The organism is Pseudomonas sp. NPDC087615 (assembly GCF_044743445.1).
Classification (GTDB): Bacteria; Pseudomonadota; Gammaproteobacteria; order Pseudomonadales; family Pseudomonadaceae; genus Aquipseudomonas; species Aquipseudomonas baetica_A.
Window position 1 is genome coordinate 101,762 of sequence record NZ_JBIUWM010000007.1, and the last position, 19,383, is coordinate 121,144.

Genomic DNA, 19,383 nt, shown 5'->3' on the forward strand with positions numbered 1-19,383 from the left:
AGCCCGCTCCCACATTTGAAATGAGCTGCATCAGGTGTCTTCTTCTATGTCCAGCAGCAGATTTTCGAGAGCCTCTTTATAAGCCCCCGGCTCCTGCCACATCCCCCGCTGTTGCGCTTCAAGCATGCGCTCGGTCATGTCGCGCAGTGCGTGGGGATTATGCTCGCGAACAAAATCCCGGGTGGCCGGATCAAGCAGATAAGCATCGGCCAGCAATGCGTATTGATGATCGTCGATCAACTGCGTCGTCGCGTCGAAGGCAAACAGGTTATCCACGGTCGCCGCCATTTCAAACGCGCCTTTATAGCCGTGGCGTTTGACCCCGTCGATCCATTTCGGATTCGCAGCCCGCGAGCGAATCACCCGGTTGAGCTCCTCCTTCAAGGTGCGAATCTTCGGCAGATCCGGCTGACTATGATCGCCGTGATAACTCGCCGCTGCTTCGCCGCGCAGGGTCTCCACGGCGGCGAGCATGCCGCCCTGGAACTGGTAATAATCGTTGGAATCGAGCAAATCGTGCTCGCGGTTGTCCTGATTCTGTAGCACCGCTTGCACCTGACTCAAACGCTGAACGAATTGTTCACGGGCTGCGGTGCCTTCGTCGGAGCCACCGTAGGCGTAGGCGCCCCAGTTAACATAAACCTCGGCCAGATCCTCGCGGGTCTGCCACAGACGACCGTCGATGGCGCCCTGCACGCCCGCGCCATAAGCGCCGGGCTTGGCCCCGAAAATCCGCCAACCGGCCTGGCGCCGTGCAGCGTCTTCATCGAGGCCTGATTGCAACAAGGCTTCGCGTTCGGCGCGCACTTTGGCCGCCAAAGGATTGAGATCGTCCGGTTCATCCAGCGCGGCCACCGCTTGCACCGCCGCGTCGAACAAGCGGATCAGGTTCGCAAACGCATCGCGGAAAAACCCGGACACCCGCAGCGTCACGTCAACCCGAGGGCGATCCAGCAGACTCAGCGGCAGGATCTCGAAATCATCGACCCGCTGACTGCCCGTGGCCCATACCGGCCGCACCCCCATCAGCGCCATGGCCTGGGCGATGTCGTCGCCACCGGTACGCATGGTCGCGGTGCCCCACACCGACAGGCCGAGCTGACGCAGGTGGTCACCGTGATCCTGCAAATGTCGTTCGAGAATCAGTGTCGCGGACTGGAACCCGATGCGCCATGCGGTGGTGGTCGGCAGGTTGCGCACATCGACCGAGTAAAAGTTGCGCCCGGTCGGCAGCACGTCGAGCCGGCCTCGACTTGGCGCGCCGCTCGGGCCGGCGGGGACGAAGCGCCCGTTCAAGGCATCGAGCAGGCCGCGCATTTCCGCCGGGCCGCAGGCGTCCAGGCGCGGGGCGACCACTTCGTGCAGCGCTTGGATAATCGCATTCACGTCAGACCAACCCGATCCCTGTGGGAGCGAGCTTGCTCGCGAAAGCGGTGTGTCACTGCAAGCAGTGCTGGCTGACACGACGCCTTCGCGAGCAAGCCCGCTCCCACAGGAGATTTGCAGTGTTTGGGAGATCAGTTCAGTGGCGAACAGTTCGAGTCGTTCGCGGGTATCGCCAGCGGTGCGCCAGACGTCATCGCTGACCTGTTGCAGTTGCTCTGGACGCGGGCCAACCCACGGATCGGCCAATGCACAATCCAGCGGATCAAAACCCAGCTCAAATGCCTTTGCCAACCCCCGCAGCAGGCTCGACTGCGCACCTTTGCCGTCACCGCGTGGAATGCGCAGCAGCGCCAACAACGTATCGATGCGCAAACGCCCGGTCGGTGACTCGCCGAAGATGTGCAGCCCATCGCGGATCTGCGACTCCTTAAGATCGCACAAATAAGTGTCCAGACGCGGCAGCCAGATTGCCGCGTCGGCATCACTGTCCAGCGCCGCGTCCAGTTGCAGTTCGCGATCGATTTGCGTATCGCGCACCAATTGCAGAATGTCGCGCTGCAATTCACGGGCGCGACGCGGATCGAGCAGTTGTGCCTCGTAATATTCGTCCGCCAGCAGTTCCAGATTACGCAGCGGGCCATAGGTTTCGGCGCGGGTCAGCGGTGGCATCAGATGATCGATGATCACCGCTTGCGTACGCCGTTTGGCTTGAGCGCCCTCGCCCGGATCATTGACGATAAACGGGTAGATATTCGGTAGCGGCCCGAGCAACGCGTCCGGCCAGCAATTCTCCGAGAGCCCGACGCCTTTGCCCGGCAACCATTCGAGGTTGCCGTGCTTGCCGACGTGAATCACGCCGTGGGCGCTGTAGGTGGTGCGCAGCCAGAAATAGAAGGCCAGATAACCGTGTGGCGGCACCAGATCCGGGTCGTGGTACACCGCACTCGGATCAACCTGATACCCCCGCGCCGGCTGGATGCCGATGAAGGTCAGGCCAAAGCGCAGACCGGCGATCATCATTCGTCCGTCACGGCACATCGGGTCTTTTTGCGGCGCGCCCCAACGTTCAACCACCGCGGCACGATTGGCTTCGGGCAGCGTGTTGAACATCGTCATGTAATCGTCCATCGCCAGACTTTGCAGGCATGGACGCTGGTCAATCGTGTCGAGGTCATTGCTGACGCCACCGAGCAACTGCTGGATCAACTCAGTGCCGCTGTCCGGCAGCTCGGCGGTTATCGGATAGCCCTCAGCCTGCAACGCTCGAAGAATATTCAGCGCGGCTGCCGGCGTGTCGAGGCCAACTCCATTACCGATACGCCCGTCGCGGGTTGGGTAGTTGGCAAGGATCAGCGCAATGCGTTTCTCGGCGTTCGGCACCCGCGCGAGATCAATCCAGCGTCGCGCCAGTTCGGCGACAAAATCCATGCGCTCGGGTTGCGCCCGGTAGCAGACCACATCGGATTGGCTACGCTCGCTGCGCCAGGCCAGATCCTTGAAACTGATCGGGCGGCTGATGATGCGTCCGTCGAGTTCCGGCAACGCAATGTGCATTGCCAGATCCCTTGGTCCGAGGCCCTGCGCGCTGTCACGCCAGCCCGGTTCGTTGTCCTGGGCGCAGATCGCCTGGATCACCGGGATGTTTCGACGAAACGGCCGCAGATTCGGCATTTCCGGGCTCGACTGAGCGAAACCGGTGGTGTTGAGAATCACCCCCGCCTCAACTTCATCCAGCCAATCCTCGACCATCGACAGGCAGCCGGGTTCTTTCAGACTGGCCACCGCTATAGGCAGCGGATTGAGTCCCGCTGCCTGCAAGCGCTGACAGAAAACATCGATGAACGCGGTGTTCGCCGCTTGCAAATGCGAGCGGTAAAACAGCACCGCCGCGACCGATAGATCGGGCAGCCAATCGGCTTGCCAGTCACCCAGCGCGGCGATGTTTTTATGCGGATGGTAAATCGCTGTGCGCGGCAGGGGTTGCGGCTCGGCCCAGGCGTAGTCGCGTGCGAACCAGCGATTGGCCAGACAACGAAAAAAGTCCAGGGCATTGCCCATCCCGCCCTGCCGCAAGAACTGCCAGAGCCGGTCGCGATCTATCGCGCCGACGGTGCTCAGATCACTGAGTTCCGGGTCGGGGCGATCACAGCCCGGCACCATAATCACCTGCACACCGCGCTCGGCCAGCTCGACCAGACGCTCGACACCGTAGCGCCAATAGGCGATGCCGCCGTGCAGCGAGATCAGAATCACCTTGGCATGGCGTAGCACTTCGTCGACGTACAGATCGACCGAGGCGTGATTCTGCACCTGCATGGGATTGGCCAGGCGCAGGCTCGGATAATCCTCGGGCAATTGCTGCGCCGCTTCGGCGAGCAACGCCAGGCTGGAATCGCCGCTGCACAGGATCACCAGTTCGGCGGGGGTTTGCCCAAGGTCGGCAATGTTGTCATCCGACACGAAACCGCCGGGCTGGGTCCTGAGCAGGTGCATGGCTTAAACGCTGATGGCAGCGCGCAGTTGCGCTTCGAGTTGAGTGGCGTCGAGTTCCTGACCGATCAACACCAGACGCGTGACGCGCGCTTCATCGGCGCCCCACTGGCGGTCGAAATGCTTGTCGAAACGCGTGCCCACGCCTTGAATCAGCAAACGCATCGGTTTGTTCGGTATCGCCGCGAAACCCTTGACGCGCAGGATGCCGTGCTTGACCACCAGTTGCGTCAGCGCGTCGAGCAGCAGGCTTTCATCGGCTTGCGGCAGTTCGATGGAGATTGAGTCGAAGGCGTCGTGATCATGGTCATCGTGGTCGTCATCACCGTCGTGGTGATGATCGTGGTGGCTGTGGCGGCTGTCGATGTGCTCTTCAGAACCGGCGCCGAGGCCGATCAGCACGTCCAACGGCACGCGGCCGTTGCTGGCCTCGATGATCTTCACCGCCGGCGGCAGTTCTTCGGCGACCTCAAGACGCACGCGAGCAAGGTCTTGCGGGCTGGTCTGGTCGGCCTTGTTGAGGATCACCAGGTCAGCGCTGGCCAGTTGGTCGGCGAACAGTTCGTGCAAGGGCGACTCGTGATCCAGGTTCGGGTCGAGTTTGCGCTGGGCGTCGACCTGATCCGGAAACGCGGCGAAGGTGCCAGCGGCCACGGCCGGGCTATCGACCACGGTGATCACCGCATCGACGGTGCAGGCGCTGCGGATTTCCGGCCACTGGAAAGCTTGTACCAGCGGTTTTGGCAGGGCCAGGCCCGAGGTTTCGATGAGGATGTGGTCGAGGTCGCCGCGACGGGCCACCAGTTCGCGCATCACCGGGAAAAACTCTTCCTGCACCGTGCAGCACAGGCAGCCGTTGGCCAGTTCATAGACGCGGCCGGTGGCTTCTTCTTCGGTGCAGCCGATGGTGCACTGTTTGAGGATTTCACCGTCGATGCCCAACTCGCCGAACTCATTGACGATCACCGCGATGCGACGGCCCTGAGCGTTGTCGAGCATGTGTCGCAACAACGTGGTTTTGCCCGAACCGAGGAAACCGGTGACGATGGTAACGGGGAGTTTGGCCAGTGTTTTCATCGATATGCCCTTTGGCAAGGTGGCGGGCATACGGGACGAGAACCGGCAACGCGCGTGCGCGCCAGAAGCGTTCGCCACCGGATCACCCCGCCCGGTTGTAGTGAGAAACTGTGACGAGGCAGGTCTCCTGGCTGACGGCGTTCAGGCGCTGGGCCTGGCATTCACTGCGCCTTCCCGCTGGCGCCTTGTGCAAGGGCTGGCAGTGGCGTGGCAGTGAACTTCACCGTTCACAGTTGCGGGGGCAGCCGCGGCATTGACCGCGTTCCCTTCTTAGCTTCGGCTAGTGCCGAAGAACCTCGAAAGCGCAAGGCTACGCATGGCTTGCTGATGGGTCAATGTTTGGATTGGGGTTGGATTGGGTTGCTGCGGGTGTTGCTGATTAGGGTCGCGCCCTGACGGCGGGTCACTTCTTCCAGACGCCCGGAATGCCGGCCCAGAAAAAAGTAACCAAAAAGGCTTTAGCCTGACCTTCGGCCCTCGCTGTGGCTCGGGCTCCTTCGCTGCGGGATTGATCCGGGGGCATCGCCCCCTGGTGGACACCGTAGCGAGGGAACACTGAGCCTCAGCGAAGTGCCGTACGTCAGGGCGCAACCCTAATCAGCAACACCCGCAGCAACGGATATGCCTCCAACTCCAACCCATCCAATTGACTCAAATCCCCCAGCCATGCTCTCCTACACAACTTGTTACGGGTGCCCTTCACAGGGTGAAACGGGAAACCGGTGAATCATGTGCTTTACTCAAGCCCATGTCAGTCCGGTGCTGCCCCCGCAACGGTAAGCGAGCGAAGCATCAGATCCACTGTGCCAATACGGCATGGGAAGGAGATGCTTGCAGGTCAGGCCCAGCGCCAACCCCTCGTGAGCCCGGAGACCGGCCCGCAACACACAGCACGCATACCTTTTGTGTCGCTGAACATAACAAACCCGCGGTGGGCGGGCGCTGTTCGAACCTCTGCGCACTCGCACGCCGGGGCTTCATGCGCTCGACTGCCCCGCTGACATTCCAGAGGGAAGCGCCATGTCGATCATCAGCAGCACCGGCAGCAACACGGACAAGATCTCCAGTACCACCACCCTGAGCCAACGCCTTACCGCCGCTTTTTTCGCGTCGATTCTGGGTGCGGGCCTCGTCTACTTCGCCGGTTTCTCGCACATCGAAGCCGTGCACAACGCCGCCCACGATACCCGCCACAGCGCCGCGTTCCCGTGCCACTGAGGCCTGCCGACATGATCAAGCGAATTGCACAAACGGCAGGTTTCAGCGGTCTGCTGGCCGCCCTGCTTCTCACTCTGCTGCAAAGCTTCTGGGTTTCGCCGCTGATTCTGCAGGCAGAAACCTTCGAGAAATCCGAACCTGCAGCACAAGTCCACGAACACGCCGCCGGCTCTGCTGCGCACACCCACGATACCGAAGCCTGGGAGCCGGAAGATGGCTGGCAGCGCGTGATCTCGACTACCGGCGGCAATCTGGTGGTCGCCGTGGGTTTCGCCCTGATGCTCGCGGGGCTCTACACCCTGCGTGCGCCGACCAAAACCTCGCAAGGTCTGCTTTGGGGGCTGGCCGGTTACGCGACGTTCGTACTCGCACCTATCCTTGGCCTGCCGCCTGAGCTGCCGGGCACTGCTGCTGCGGATCTGGCCTCACGGCAGACGTGGTGGATCGGCACAGCCGCCTCTACTGCGGTCGGCCTGGCCCTGATAGCGTTCAGCCGTCACTGGCTGATGAAGATCCTCGGTGTGGCGATCCTCGCGGTGCCACATGTGATCGGCGCGCCACAACCACAAGTGCATTCGATGCTGGCTCCTGAAGCATTGGAAGCTCAGTTCAAAATCGCTTCGCAGCTGACCAACGTGGCGTTCTGGCTGGCCCTTGGCCTGATCAGTGCGTGGTTGTTCCGCCGCAAAAGCGATGGCCAATACCACGCATGACCTGTGACAGCGCCGCGCCGACCTTTGTGGTCGGCCTGGGCTGCCAGCGCGGCTGCCCTGCCAGCACGCTGCGCGCGTTACTCGATCAAGCCTTGCAAGCGCATCGCATCGAGCTTGGAGCGGTCAAAGCCTTGGCCAGTATCGATTTGAAACGCGATGAACCCGGTCTGCAGGAACTTGCTGCACAATTGGCCTTGCCATTGCGCTACTTCAGCCGCGAAGAATTGGCCAATTACCAGCAACGGCTCAGCCACCATTCACAGATCGCCTACGAACGCACCGGTTGCTATGGCGTGGCAGAAAGCGCGGCTTTGGCGCTGGCTGAACAGTTGATTCAGGCACCGGCAAAACTGCTGATATCCCGGCAGAAATACGCTCAGGCAACATTGGCATTGGCTGGCGCTGCGTAAAATCCCGATAATCCCCGTCTTTGATCATGAGCAATCTTCATCTGAAGCATTGCCCGGCCCCGCTTTTCACAGGATTCCTTCATGACCGTCTACTTCATCGGTGCCGGCCCCGGCGACCCGGAACTGATCACCGTCAAGGGCCAACGGCTGATCCGCAATTGCCCGGTGATCATCTATGCAGGTTCGCTGGTACCGGCAGCGGTGCTGGAAGGTCATCAGGCGCAAACGCTGGTCAACAGCGCTGAACTGCATCTGGAACAGATCATCGAGCTGATCAACACCGCGCACGCCAAGGGCCAGGATGTCGCGCGAGTGCATTCGGGAGATCCGAGTCTGTATGGCGCCATTGGCGAGCAGATTCGTTATTTGCGCGAGCTGGATATTCCCTTCGAGATCGTCCCCGGCGTGACGGCAACCGCGGCATGCGCCGCGTTGTTAGGCTCAGAACTGACCCTGCCTGACGTGTCGCAGAGCGTGATACTGACCCGTTATGCCGACAAGACCGCCATGCCTGCGGGCGAAGAACTTGGAAGCCTGGCGCAACATGGCGCGACCATGGCGATCCATCTGGGGGTCAATCATCTGGAGAAAATCCTGACTGAACTGTTGCCGCATTACGGCGAAGACTGCCCGATCGCGGTAATTCACAGGGCGACATGGCCGGATCAGGACTGGGTGGTGGGAACGCTGGGGGATATTGCCCAGAAGGTCGTCGCCAAAGGGTTTCGGCGCACGGCGTTGATTCTGGTTGGGCGGGTGCTGGGCAGTGAGGTATTCAGTGAGTCATCGCTGTATCGCGCCGGGCATGCGCACTTGTATCGACCCTGAAGACGTTCCTGAATATCACGCATAAAAAACGGCGCTCACGGGGCGCCGTTTTTCATGCTCGCAGCGAACACCTTAGTAATAGGCGTTTTCTTTCTGCGTATGGTCGGTCACATCACGAACACCTTTGAGCTCTGGAATGCGCTCGAGCAAGGTGCGCTCAATGCCTTCCTTCAGGGTGACGTCCGCTTGACCACAACCCTGACAACCACCACCGAACTGCAGCACGGCGATGCCGTCTTCAACCACATCGATCAGGCTGACCTGACCGCCATGGCTGGCCAGCCCCGGGTTGATCTCGGTTTGCAGGTAGTAATTGATACGTTCGTTGACCGGGCTGTCGGCGTTGACCATCGGCACTTTGGCGTTTGGCGCCTTGATGGTCAGTTGACCACCCATGCGGTCGGTGGCGTAGTCGACAACCGCGTCGTCCAGGAACGCTTCGCTGAACGAATCGATATAAGCGGTGAAGCTTTTGAGCCCCAGCGCCGTGTCTTCAGGCTTTTCTTCGCCCGGCTTGCAGTAGGCAATGCAGGTTTCGGCGTACTGGGTGCCAGGCTGGGTGATGAAGACGCGGATGCCAATACCCGGGGTGTTCTGCTTGGAGAGCAGATCAGCCAGGTAATCGTGGGCGGCGTCAGTAATGGTAATAGCGGTCATGGAAACTCCTCGCAGGCTTGGGCGCAGTTTACGCCAATCGTTGCGCCGGACAAAGTCCTAGTATTTTTGTCGGGAAAGATTCTCGACAGACTGACCTTCTGTCCATGCCTTGAGTCAACGCCAGCCACGTTTTCCAACCATTCGTAGCTCAACCAAGAGCCGACGCCGATTACCAAAGCACAGACGACAAACATCCGATAGGCATTGTGGTGCCGCTGAGGATTGTGACAGCAGGCCCTTCTCAAAGGCCGATCAGAGATTCTCGTATCGATTCATGTCCAGCACCCCCTCTTCAACCGGATTGGTTTCGTGGAGGTACTGGCTCAAGTCGTGAAAATAGAACCAGAACTGCGGATGACTGCGGCGAATACCCCAGCGTTCGACGATTTTTTCGAAGCGGTTGGCGTCTTTGGCGTTTTCCATTGCATCGACAAACTCAGGCACTTGCTCGGCGGGAATATTGAAGATGAAGTTCGGATAACTGCTGAGCACGCCCGGGTAAAGAGTGATCGTGTCGAGGCCCGGCTGATAACGCAGCGACTCACCGAGCAAGAACGCCACGTTGCTGTGCGCGCGATTGCGCAACAGGCTATAGACCTCGCGTTTGCCGCTGGACGTTTCAATACGCAACATCGTCGCTTCCGGCAACTGGTCGATCACCTTCAACCCGGCGGCGGGACGCGATGTCAGGCGACTGAGCGCCTGTTCGGCGCTTTGCAGCGCCGGATCGATATTCGGGCGTGAGCAATAGGCGCCCTCGCAACGGTTGATCGGGTCAGGTCGGGCGTTGAGGTCGCCATAACGCGCCAGCAACTGCATGGCGAAATCGTGTTTCGGGTCTTTCTTGTTGAGTTTCAGCGCGGTCGGCTTGTCGTCGTCGATGGACTCGTAATCCAGCCACATCTTGAACTGGCCACTGCTCTGATACCAATCGTCGAGGTAATCCTCACGGGAGTCAGCGGGCATCAGGCGCAGGAAGTTTTGCTCGGCGCCGTTACGGATCAGATCGAAATACAGGCGGGTTTGCGCCTGATGCGAAACGTTGCCGAACACATCGAAGTTGACCGCCAACTGGTAATAGGTGCGCTCAAGCAACGGATAGTCGAACAACCACATCGTCTGCGGCACCTCGCCGATCAGGCCTTTGGTGACCGAGGCGCTGTCGAAATGGCGAAAGATGCTCAGCAACGCGTTGTCGTTGCCCGCCCACAGCGTCGACCAGCTCGGCGCCGGTTGGTCGGCGTAACTGTCACGGCGCAGGGCTTCGTATTCGTTACGTTTGTTGCGGTAGTTGCGCCAAAGGCTCAGGACACTGCCAACATCGTCGTTTTGCCCAGGCATAGCCAGCAACGGTGTGGCCTGACCACGATAGTTGGGGGTCGGTGATGTACAAGTCATGTTCCGGAGCCTGGAACAGCGCCCAGAAATTATCGCGAATCACGTCGGTCGCGATCTGCCCACGGCACACCGGGCCACGAATAAAGGTACGGACGAAATACTCGGCGTTATCGAGCATGAACTGATAGCGCGCCTGCGCCGGAATGGCCTCGAACGTGGCGAACGGATTGGCCCGGCTCTGCGGCCCGTAACCCGGCAAGGCGTTGACCTGCCAGTTGCCGCTGTAGAACAGGCTTTTGACCCGCGCCATTTTTGCCGCGCTCAGCGGGTAGGTGATGTGCGTTTTGTGAACGATCACGCCTTGCACCGGCCACAAGCGGTAATACACCTGAGTGCCCGGATCGTCATTCGGGCGACGAGTGGCAATCAGGTCTATCGGTTGCCCGGTCGGTGTACGCGACCGCACCCACTGAAAGTAATGCCCTGGCTCACCGTCCTTGAAATAGATGTGCGCCAGAAACCAGTGTTCGAACAACCAGCGCCCGACCAGGCTCTCGCGGGCACCGGGCGTATTGAGCAGGTTTTCCCACTGAACGATCTGCAGCGCTTCCTTGCTGCTGGGCGCCAGACCCTGCTCGTCAATCGGCGCGCCGGACGCCAGCCAGCGTTGCAGCGTTTGGTATTGCTGATCAGTCAGACCGGTGACCGCCAGCGGCATGCCTTCTTTCGGATGGGCACCGGCGTAACCCTCGAACTCGGCAGGCATTGCGCACATGTTTTCGCGGTTCAGACCCAGGGCGATTTCTTCTGGCAGTTTGGCGTTCGGCGTCAACGGGGTTTTGTGCCCCAACTCCAACATGCGCGTCATCAAAGCCGCCTGACTGCCCTGTGCATCAAGTACCGAATAGAAACCCTTTTGCTGCCAGGCGCGCTTGCCGAAAGCGTCGTAGAACAACCGGGTAGTTGGCGCCGCCTGAGTGCGCTCGCCGTCGTAGACCGGCATTTTGCTCGCGCCACGCTCGGCGCCTTCGCCGCTGCCCAGGTTGAGCTGACAAGCGGAGTCGTAGCACGCATGGCAGGCCACGCACTTCTCGGTGAAAATCGGTTGGATATCACGGGTATAGGAAAGCACGGGATCTTGCGCCGCAGCGCCCCAGCTCAAGAACAGCAAAACGATGCTGATGACGCGGTACGACATGTCCCTGATCCCGATCCTGAAGAAAAACGCCGCGATTCTACAGTATGACGGTCGTACCAACATGAGCGATATTCATGCAAAACCGCCACATGCTCTAAAAGCGCACAGGTTTGTTATGATCCCGCTCCTTCGTAATGGTCTTTCCGAGTAGTCCAAATGTCCGATCGCAGCGTCCGCCTTCAAGCTCTCAAGCACGCCCTCAAAGAGCGCATCCTGATACTCGACGGCGGTATGGGCACGATGATCCAGAGCTACAAGCTCGAAGAGCAGGATTATCGCGGCAAACGCTTTGCGGATTGGCCGAGTGACGTCAAGGGCAACAACGACCTCTTGGTGATTACCCGTCCGGACGTGATCGGCGGCATCGAAAAGGCTTATCTGGATGCCGGCGCCGACATTCTCGAAACCAACACCTTCAACGCCACGCGCATTTCCATGGCCGATTACGGCATGGAAGAACTGGCTTACGAACTAAACGTAGAAGGCGCGCGCCTGGCGCGCAAGATCGCCGACGCCAAAACCCTGGAGAACCCGGACAAGCCGCGCTTCGTCGCTGGCGTGCTCGGCCCGACCAGCCGCACCTGTTCCCTGTCGCCCGACGTCAACAACCCTGGCTACCGCAACGTCACCTTTGATGAACTGGTGGAGAACTACACCGAAGCCACCAAAGGCCTGATCGAAGGCGGCGCCGACCTGATTCTGATCGAAACCATCTTCGATACCCTCAACGCCAAAGCGGCGATCTTCGCCGTGCAAGGCGTGTTCGAAGAGCTGCACCTCGAATTGCCGATCATGATTTCCGGGACCATCACCGACGCCTCCGGCCGCACCCTGTCGGGCCAGACCACCGAAGCGTTCTGGAACTCGGTGGCGCACGCCAAGCCCATCTCGGTCGGCCTCAACTGCGCGCTCGGCGCCAGTGAACTACGTCCATACCTGGAAGAACTGTCGAACAAGGCCAGCACGCACGTTTCCGCGCACCCGAACGCCGGCCTGCCAAACGAGTTCGGTGAGTACGACGAACTGCCGTCGCAAACCGCCAAGGTCATCGAAGAGTTCGCCCAAAGCGGCTTCCTCAATATTGTCGGCGGCTGCTGCGGCACCACGCCGGGGCACATCGAGGCCATCGCCAACGCCGTGGCCGGTTACGCACCGCGGCAGATCCCGGATATTCCCAAGGCCTGCCGCCTCTCGGGTCTGGAACCGTTCACCATCGATCGCAGCTCGCTGTTCGTCAACGTCGGCGAGCGGACCAACATCACAGGTTCGGCCAAGTTCGCCCGTCTGATCCGCGAAGACAACTACACCGAAGCCCTGGAAGTCGCCCTGCAGCAGGTCGAGGCCGGCGCGCAGGTGATCGACATCAACATGGACGAAGGGATGCTCGATTCGAAGAAGGCCATGGTGACCTTCCTCAATCTGATTGCCGGCGAACCGGACATCTCCCGCGTACCGATCATGATCGACTCCTCGAAATGGGAAGTGATCGAAGCTGGCCTGAAATGCATTCAGGGCAAGGGCATCGTCAACTCGATCAGCATGAAAGAAGGCGTCGAGCAGTTCATTCATCACGCCAAACTGTGCAAGCGCTACGGCGCCGCCGTGGTGGTGATGGCGTTCGACGAAGCCGGCCAGGCCGACACCGAAGCGCGCAAGAAAGAAATCTGCAAGCGCTCTTATGACATTCTGGTCAACGAAGTCGGCTTCCCGCCGGAAGACATCATCTTCGACCCGAACATCTTCGCCGTGGCCACCGGCATCGAAGAACACAACAACTACGCTGTGGACTTCATTAATGCCTGCGCCTACATCCGCGACGAACTGCCATATGCGCTGACCTCCGGCGGCGTGTCCAACGTGTCGTTCTCGTTCCGTGGCAACAACCCGGTGCGTGAGGCGATTCACTCGGCGTTCCTGCTGTACGCGATCCGCGCCGGCCTGACCATGGGCATCGTCAACGCCGGTCAGCTGGAAATCTACGACCAGATCCCGCAGGAACTGCGCGATGCGGTAGAAGACGTGGTGCTCAACCGCACACCGGAAGGCACCGACGCCCTCCTCGCCATCGCTGACAAATACAAGGGCGACGGCAGCGTCAAGGAAGCCGAGACCGAAGAGTGGCGCAGCTGGGACGTCAACAAGCGTCTGGAGCACGCACTGGTCAAGGGCATCACCACACACATCGTTGAAGACACCGAACAATCGCGCCAGTCATTCGCCCGCCCGATCGAAGTGATCGAAGGCCCGCTGATGTCGGGCATGAACATCGTCGGCGACCTGTTCGGCGCCGGCAAAATGTTCCTGCCGCAGGTGGTCAAATCCGCCCGTGTAATGAAACAGGCCGTGGCCCACCTGATCCCGTTCATCGAACTGGAAAAAGGTGACAAACCTGAGGCCAAGGGCAAGATCCTCATGGCCACGGTGAAAGGCGACGTACACGACATCGGCAAGAACATCGTGGGCGTGGTGCTTGGCTGCAACGGCTACGACATCGTCGACCTCGGCGTCATGGTCCCGGCGGAAAAGATCCTGCAAGTGGCCAAAGAGCAGAAGTGCGACATCATCGGGCTGTCCGGTCTGATCACGCCTTCGCTGGATGAAATGGTTCACGTTGCCCGCGAAATGCAGCGTCAGGACTTCCACTTGCCGTTGATGATCGGTGGCGCGACCACGTCCAAGGCCCACACGGCGGTCAAGATCGAGCCCAAGTACAGCAACGACGCCGTGGTTTACGTGACCGACGCCTCCCGCGCGGTCGGCGTGGCAACGCAGTTGCTGTCCAAGGAATTGAAGGCCGGTTTCGTTGAAAGAACCCGTGCCGAATACGTCGAAGTGCGCGAGCGTACCGCCAACCGCAGTGCCCGCACCGAACGTCTGAGCTACGCCGCCGCCATCGCGAAAAAACCGCAGTTCGACTGGGCCAATTACCAGCCGGTCAAACCGACCTTCACCGGCAGCAAAGTGCTGGAGAACATTGACCTCAAGGTACTGGCCGAGTACATCGACTGGACGCCGTTCTTCATCTCCTGGGATCTGGCCGGCAAGTTCCCGCGCATCCTCGAAGACGAAGTGGTCGGTGAAGCCGCCACAGCGTTGTACAAAGACGCTCAGGAAATGCTCGCCAAACTGATCGACGAGAAACTGATCAGTGCCCGTGCGGTGTTCGGCTTCTGGCCAGCCAATCAGGTGCATGACGACGACATCGAGCTGTACGGCGATGACGGCAAGCCAATGGCCAAGCTGCATCATCTGCGTCAGCAGATCATCAAAACAGACGGCAAACCCAACTTCTCGCTGGCCGACTTCGTGGCGCCCAAGGACAGCGAAGTGACTGACTACGTCGGCGGTTTCATCACCACCGCCGGTATCGGCGCCGAAGAAGTGGCCAAGGCTTATCAGGATGCCGGCGACGACTACAACTCGATCATGGTCAAGGCACTCGCCGACCGTTTGGCCGAGGCGTGCGCCGAATGGCTGCACCAGCAGGTGCGTAAAGAACACTGGGGCTATGCCCGGGATGAAGTGCTCGACAACGAAGCGCTGATCAAAGAGCAATACTCTGGCATTCGTCCTGCGCCGGGTTATCCCGCGTGCCCGGATCACACCGAGAAAGCTGCATTGTTCGCCCTGCTCGATCCTGAAGCCGCCGAAATGCGCGCCGGGCGCAGCGGAGTATTCCTCACTGAGCACTACGCGATGTTCCCGGCTGCAGCGGTCAGCGGCTGGTATTTCGCCCACCCGCAGGCGCAGTACTTCGCCGTTGGCAAGGTCGATAAGGACCAGGTGCAGAGCTACACCTCGCGTAAAGGTCAGGAACTGAGCGTGACGGAGCGCTGGCTGGCGCCGAATCTGGGTTACGACAACTAATCCAGCCTGACGCAAAACTCTGTGGGAGCGAGCCTGCTCGCGAAAGCGGTCGATCATTCGACATTGATGTTGACTGACACGACGCCTTCGCGAGCAGGCTAGCTCCCACAGTGGTTTTTGCGGTGCCCTTGAAACGGTTGGCTATGCTTATCTGACACACATGGCAGACGAGGGATTTATGGACGATCCAGTCGACAACAAACCGCCGAGTTTCTGGCAGATGCTGCACAGCGTGATGGCAGCGGCGTTCGGCGTGCAGAGCGGCAAGAACCGGGCAAGGGACTTCACCCACGGCAAACCCAGTCATTTCGTGATACTGGGGATTGTGTTCACCGCGGTGTTTGCGCTGACGCTGTTTGCCATCGTCAAACTGGTCGTGCATTTCGCCGGTGTCTGACGTGCTTCAGTGCATCAAGGCCTGAAAAGTGAACGGGTAACGGTACGAGGCTGGCCGCCCCTTGGCCGAGAGCTTGCGAAAACTCACGCCGTAGTCCGGCGAGCGTCCCATGGCCAGCATTCGCCGGGCATGAGTTTCATCGATCAGTTGCAGCAATGACACCTGACGATCGCGGCCGCCATGCTGATCCAGATTCACACCCTGCTCATGGTCATGCAGCTCCACCAGCGCCCAGCCACCCAAAGTGAAGTGTCCGCCCAACAGCACGCTCAAGCGCCCATCGACCAGGGCCTGCAGCGCCGCCGGTGAAGTATTGACCGCACTGAACAAGGCGTCTTGACCGGGGATTTTGCCGGTCTCGGAAAACGCGCGCATTGCGCCGAAGGCCATTTCATCGTTGGCCGACCACACCAGTGACACCTTCGGATAGCGGGCGAACAACTGTTTGGCCTGTTCATAGGCGCGCTGCTGCGTCCAGCCGCTGTAGACACGTTGGCGCAAGCGTACTTGCGGATGTTCGGCCAGTGCGCGCTGCATGCCGTGCTCACGCAACTGCGCTGACGGCGTGATCTTCAAACCGGAGAACGCCAGCAGCTCGATCTGCTCGCCCGTGCTCACGGGCCTATGCAATCGAATCAACGCCTTCATCATCAGGTAGCCGCCCTCCTCATCGTTCGGCACCAGGCTGCCGACCCGATCCGTACGTTCGCCGACCAGAGCTTGCTGGTCGGGGGTCAGTGCAGCGTTAACGATGAACAACTTCACACCACTGTCTTGAGCCAGACGCAGGATCTGCGGCGCCACGTATTGCTCGTTGACGAACATCAGGTAATCAGGACGATTCGGCCCCTGTAGCGCAAGACGCGCCTGAGCCAGCGTCAGTTCGGGTCGACGCAGGGAATAGAGAATTTGCAGATCAATGCCAAGATCCCGGGCGGCTGCCTGCATGAATTGCGAATAACTGACCCAGAACGTCTCCTCGGTCGAGCCAGGATTGAGAAAAAGCACGGACTCCGCCCGCGCGCTGGACGCGAAAACCGCGCCAAACAATAGAAAGCTGATGTGAAAAAACCTGAACATGAAACAGCCGGGCCCAAGGAAAAACAGCCGCGATTATAGCCTTCGAAAACCGGCTGCTGGCGCCTGATTCCGTTTTTTGTCCGACAATCGTCGGGCACGGGCCCAGAGGGGTCGCTTACTGATGACTGACCCAGAATACCGCCGTCCCTACGACCAGAATGATCAGGAACAGAATCGCCCAGGCATCGACACTGCTGTCGCTTTTCCTTGCTTTGGTTGGGTTGCTCATTGCATCGCCTCTTGTCGGTTTTATCGGTGATTGCACAAAGACTCGACCACAGTTAAGACGATGATTGTCCGCACGACAAATGTGGGTTAGTTGACAGCCATTCTCGTTAGGCGATTTGGTTCTTTACATATACTCAAACATCACTTTTGCGCATAACTGCAAACGGGTATATTGCCCCGGCTCCGTTAGAGAGTGCGCGGCCGTGCGCGCAGAATTGCAGAGGCAACCTCGGACTCCAGCAAGCGAAAACGCAGCGTTTTCCGAGTAGCCCAAGCCTGAGAACAGGACTTATATGTACGTATACGACGAGTACGATCAGCGGATCATCGAGGACCGCGTCAAGCAGTTCCGTGATCAGACCCGACGCTATCTGGCAGGTGAGCTGAGCGAGGAAGAATTCCGTCCCCTGCGCCTGCAAAATGGCCTCTACATCCAGCGTTTCGCGCCGATGTTGCGAGTGGCAGTGCCTTACGGCCAACTGACTTCGCGTCAGACCCGCATGATGGCCAAGATTGCCCGCGACTACGACAAGGGCTACGCCCACATCAGCACGCGACAGAACGTGCAGTTCAACTGGCCGGCGGTGGAAGACATCCCGGACATCCTGGCGGAACTGGCCACGGTGCAGATGCACGCGATCCAGACCAGCGGCAACTGCCTGCGCAACGTCACCACCGACCAGTTCGCCGGTGTCGCTGCCGACGAAGTGATCGACCCGCGCCCATGGTGCGAGATCGTGCGTCAGTGGACCACGTTCCACCCTGAATTCGCTTACCTGCCGCGCAAATTCAAGATCGCCGTCAACGGTTCGACCGCTGACCGCGCAGCCATTGAAGTTCACGATATTGGCCTGGAGCCAGTGCACAACGAAGCTGGCGAACTGGGCTTCCGCGTGCTGGTCGGTGGCGGCCTCGGTCGTACTCCGGTCGTCGGCGCGTTCATCAATGAGTTTCTGCCATGGCAGGACCTGTTGAGCTACCTCGACGCCATCCTGCGGGTCTACAACCGTTACGGCCGTCGCGACAACAAATACAAGGCACGGATCAAGATCCTCGTCAAAGCGCTGACCCCTGAAGTATTCGCGCAGAAAGTCGATGCCGAGATGGAGCACCTGCGCGGTGGCCAGACCACATTGACCGAGGCCGAACTTCATCGCGTCGCCAAGCACTTCGTTGACCCGGACTACAAGGCGCTGGACAACCAGGCTGCCGAACTGGCCGCGCTGGACAAAGAACACCCCGGGTTCGCTCGCTGGCGCACCCGCAACACCCTGGCGCACAAGAAGCCGGGTTATGTGGCCGTCACCCTGTCGCTGAAACCGACCGGCGTTGCGCCGGGCGACATCACCGACAAACAGCTCGACGCCGTTGCCGATCTGGCCGAGCGCTACAGCTTCGGTCAACTGCGCACCTCCCACGAGCAGAACATCATTCTTGCCGATGTCGAGCAGAGCCAGTTGTTCACTCTGTGGGGCGAGCTGCGTGAGGGTGGTTTCGCCACGCCGAACATCGGCCTGCTGACCGACATCATTTGCTGCCCTGGCGGTGATTTCTGCTCGCTGGCCAACGCCAAGTCGATCCCGATTGCCGAATCGATCCAGCGCCGTTTCGACGACCTCGATTACCTGTTCGACATCGGTGAACTGGACCTGAACATCTCCGGCTGCATGAACGCCTGCGGTCACCACCACGTCGGCCACATCGGCATCCTCGGAGTGGACAAGAAAGGTGAGGAGTTCTATCAGGTTTCCCTCGGCGGCAGCGCCAGCCGGGATGCGAGCCTGGGCAAGATCCTCGGTCCGTCCTTCGCTCAGGAAGCCATGCCTGACGTCATCTCGAAGCTGATCGACGTGTACGTTGAACAACGTACCGAAGACGAGCGCTTCATCGACACCTATCAGCGTATTGGCATCGACCTCTTCAAGGAACGCGTCTATGCAGCGAATAATTAAGAACAACGAAGTCGTCGACGAAACCTGGCACCTGCTGCCGAAGGATTTCAACATCGACGAGATCAGCAACTGCGACGATCTGATCGTGCCACTGCAACTGTGGCGCGAACACAGCCGTATGCTCAAGGCCCGCGACGGCGGCCTGGGTGTATGGCTTGATGCCGACGAAGAGGCCGAGGAAATCGGTGAAGACGTTGCGCAGTTCCAGGTAATCGCGCTGAACTTCCCGGCGTTCACCGACGGGCGCAACTACTCCAACGCACGCCTGCTGCGTGACCGTTACGGTTTCAAAGGCGAACTGCGGGCCATCGGTGATGTATTGCGTGACCAACTGTTCTACATGCATCGCTGCGGTTTCGACGCCTTTGCCATACGCCCGGACAAAGACCCGTACGAAGCGCTTGAAGGCCTCAAGGATTTTTCGGTGACCTATCAGGCGGCCACTGACGAACCGCTGCCGCTATTCCGTCGTCGCTAAACCTGCGGGTTTGCCGCAGACACAAAAACGCCGGTCAATGACCGGCGTTTTTTTATGCGCGACTGT

General features: G+C 59.9%; 12 protein-coding genes, 1 pseudogene and 2 riboswitches. Of the genes and pseudogenes, 8 read left to right on the forward strand and 5 right to left on the reverse strand.

Features of this window, described 5'->3' with window-relative positions; all coding sequences use genetic code 11:
• Positions 1-30 precede the first annotated feature (30 nt).
• Together cobN and cobW are read right to left on the reverse strand one after the other, a co-directional pair.
• Positions 31-3,879 carry a cobaltochelatase subunit CobN gene (gene cobN, locus ACIOU6_RS05985; protein ID WP_401134616.1) on the reverse strand — a complete coding sequence of 1,283 codons (3,849 nt, stop codon included), beginning with the start codon at positions 3,877-3,879 and terminating at the stop codon, positions 31-33.
• A gap of 3 nt (positions 3,880-3,882) precedes the next feature.
• Entirely contained in the window at positions 3,883-4,953 is a 1,071-nt protein-coding gene (cobW, locus tag ACIOU6_RS05990) for a cobalamin biosynthesis protein CobW (protein ID WP_221732731.1), read from the reverse strand.
• Between the two features lie 99 nt (positions 4,954-5,052).
• A riboswitch (cobalamin riboswitch) is annotated at positions 5,053-5,267 on the reverse strand.
• 359 nt (positions 5,268-5,626) lie between these two features.
• Positions 5,627-5,850, forward strand: a riboswitch (cobalamin riboswitch).
• A 123-nt stretch (positions 5,851-5,973) separates the two neighbouring features.
• Here cobW and ACIOU6_RS05995 point away from each other — a divergent pair.
• The 4 genes from ACIOU6_RS05995 to cobM all read left to right on the forward strand — a co-directional run bounded on the left by ACIOU6_RS05995 (position 5,974) and on the right by cobM (position 8,122).
• On the forward strand, positions 5,974-6,171 hold the full coding sequence (locus ACIOU6_RS05995) for a CbtB domain-containing protein (protein ID WP_401134619.1): 198 nt from the start codon (positions 5,974-5,976) through the stop codon (positions 6,169-6,171).
• An 11-nt stretch (positions 6,172-6,182) separates the two neighbouring features.
• Positions 6,183-6,884 (forward strand): CbtA family protein, encoded by a 702-nt coding sequence (locus ACIOU6_RS06000; protein ID WP_401134622.1) that lies wholly within the window; start codon positions 6,183-6,185, stop codon positions 6,882-6,884.
• A complete protein-coding gene (locus ACIOU6_RS06005) occupies positions 6,881-7,294 on the forward strand; it encodes a cobalamin biosynthesis protein (protein ID WP_221732734.1) in 414 nt (137 codons plus the stop codon). Before ACIOU6_RS06000 ends, ACIOU6_RS06005 begins: the two co-directional genes overlap by 4 nt.
• Before the next feature lie 81 nt (positions 7,295-7,375).
• Positions 7,376-8,122, forward strand: a complete 747-nt coding sequence (cobM, locus tag ACIOU6_RS06010) for a precorrin-4 C(11)-methyltransferase (RefSeq protein WP_401134625.1) — start codon at positions 7,376-7,378, stop codon at positions 8,120-8,122.
• A gap of 72 nt (positions 8,123-8,194) precedes the next feature.
• Here the strand turns inward: cobM and nfuA are convergent, their stop codons facing one another.
• Positions 8,195-8,779 (reverse strand): Fe-S biogenesis protein NfuA, encoded by a 585-nt coding sequence (nfuA, locus tag ACIOU6_RS06015; RefSeq protein WP_003225494.1) that lies wholly within the window; start codon positions 8,777-8,779, stop codon positions 8,195-8,197.
• Between the two features lie 252 nt (positions 8,780-9,031).
• Positions 9,032-11,315, reverse strand: a pseudogene (locus ACIOU6_RS06020) (fatty acid cis/trans isomerase).
• Positions 11,316-11,471: 156 nt separating this feature from the next.
• Here ACIOU6_RS06020 and metH point away from each other — a divergent pair.
• Both metH and ACIOU6_RS06030 read left to right on the forward strand, forming a co-directional pair.
• The gene (gene metH, locus ACIOU6_RS06025; protein WP_401134628.1) at positions 11,472-15,182 is read left to right on the forward strand and encodes a methionine synthase; all 3,711 of its coding nucleotides are present in this window, start codon (positions 11,472-11,474) and stop codon (positions 15,180-15,182) included.
• A gap of 178 nt (positions 15,183-15,360) precedes the next feature.
• The gene (locus tag ACIOU6_RS06030; RefSeq protein WP_221732738.1) at positions 15,361-15,579 is read left to right on the forward strand and encodes a DUF2970 domain-containing protein; all 219 of its coding nucleotides are present in this window, start codon (positions 15,361-15,363) and stop codon (positions 15,577-15,579) included.
• Positions 15,580-15,585: 6 nt separating this feature from the next.
• Here the strand turns inward: ACIOU6_RS06030 and ACIOU6_RS06035 are convergent, their stop codons facing one another.
• Positions 15,586-16,659: an ABC transporter substrate-binding protein gene (locus tag ACIOU6_RS06035; protein ID WP_401134631.1), complete on the reverse strand. Its 1,074-nt coding sequence runs from the start codon at positions 16,657-16,659 to the stop codon at positions 15,586-15,588.
• A gap of 521 nt (positions 16,660-17,180) precedes the next feature.
• Here ACIOU6_RS06035 and ACIOU6_RS06040 point away from each other — a divergent pair.
• Both ACIOU6_RS06040 and ACIOU6_RS06045 read left to right on the forward strand, forming a co-directional pair.
• Positions 17,181-18,839: a nitrite/sulfite reductase gene (locus ACIOU6_RS06040; RefSeq protein ID WP_401134634.1), complete on the forward strand. Its 1,659-nt coding sequence runs from the start codon at positions 17,181-17,183 to the stop codon at positions 18,837-18,839.
• Complete coding sequence (locus tag ACIOU6_RS06045) at positions 18,823-19,317, forward strand: DUF934 domain-containing protein (RefSeq protein ID WP_221732741.1); 495 nt, start codon at positions 18,823-18,825, stop codon at positions 19,315-19,317. Before ACIOU6_RS06040 ends, ACIOU6_RS06045 begins: the two co-directional genes overlap by 17 nt.
• Positions 19,318-19,383 lie beyond the last annotated feature (66 nt).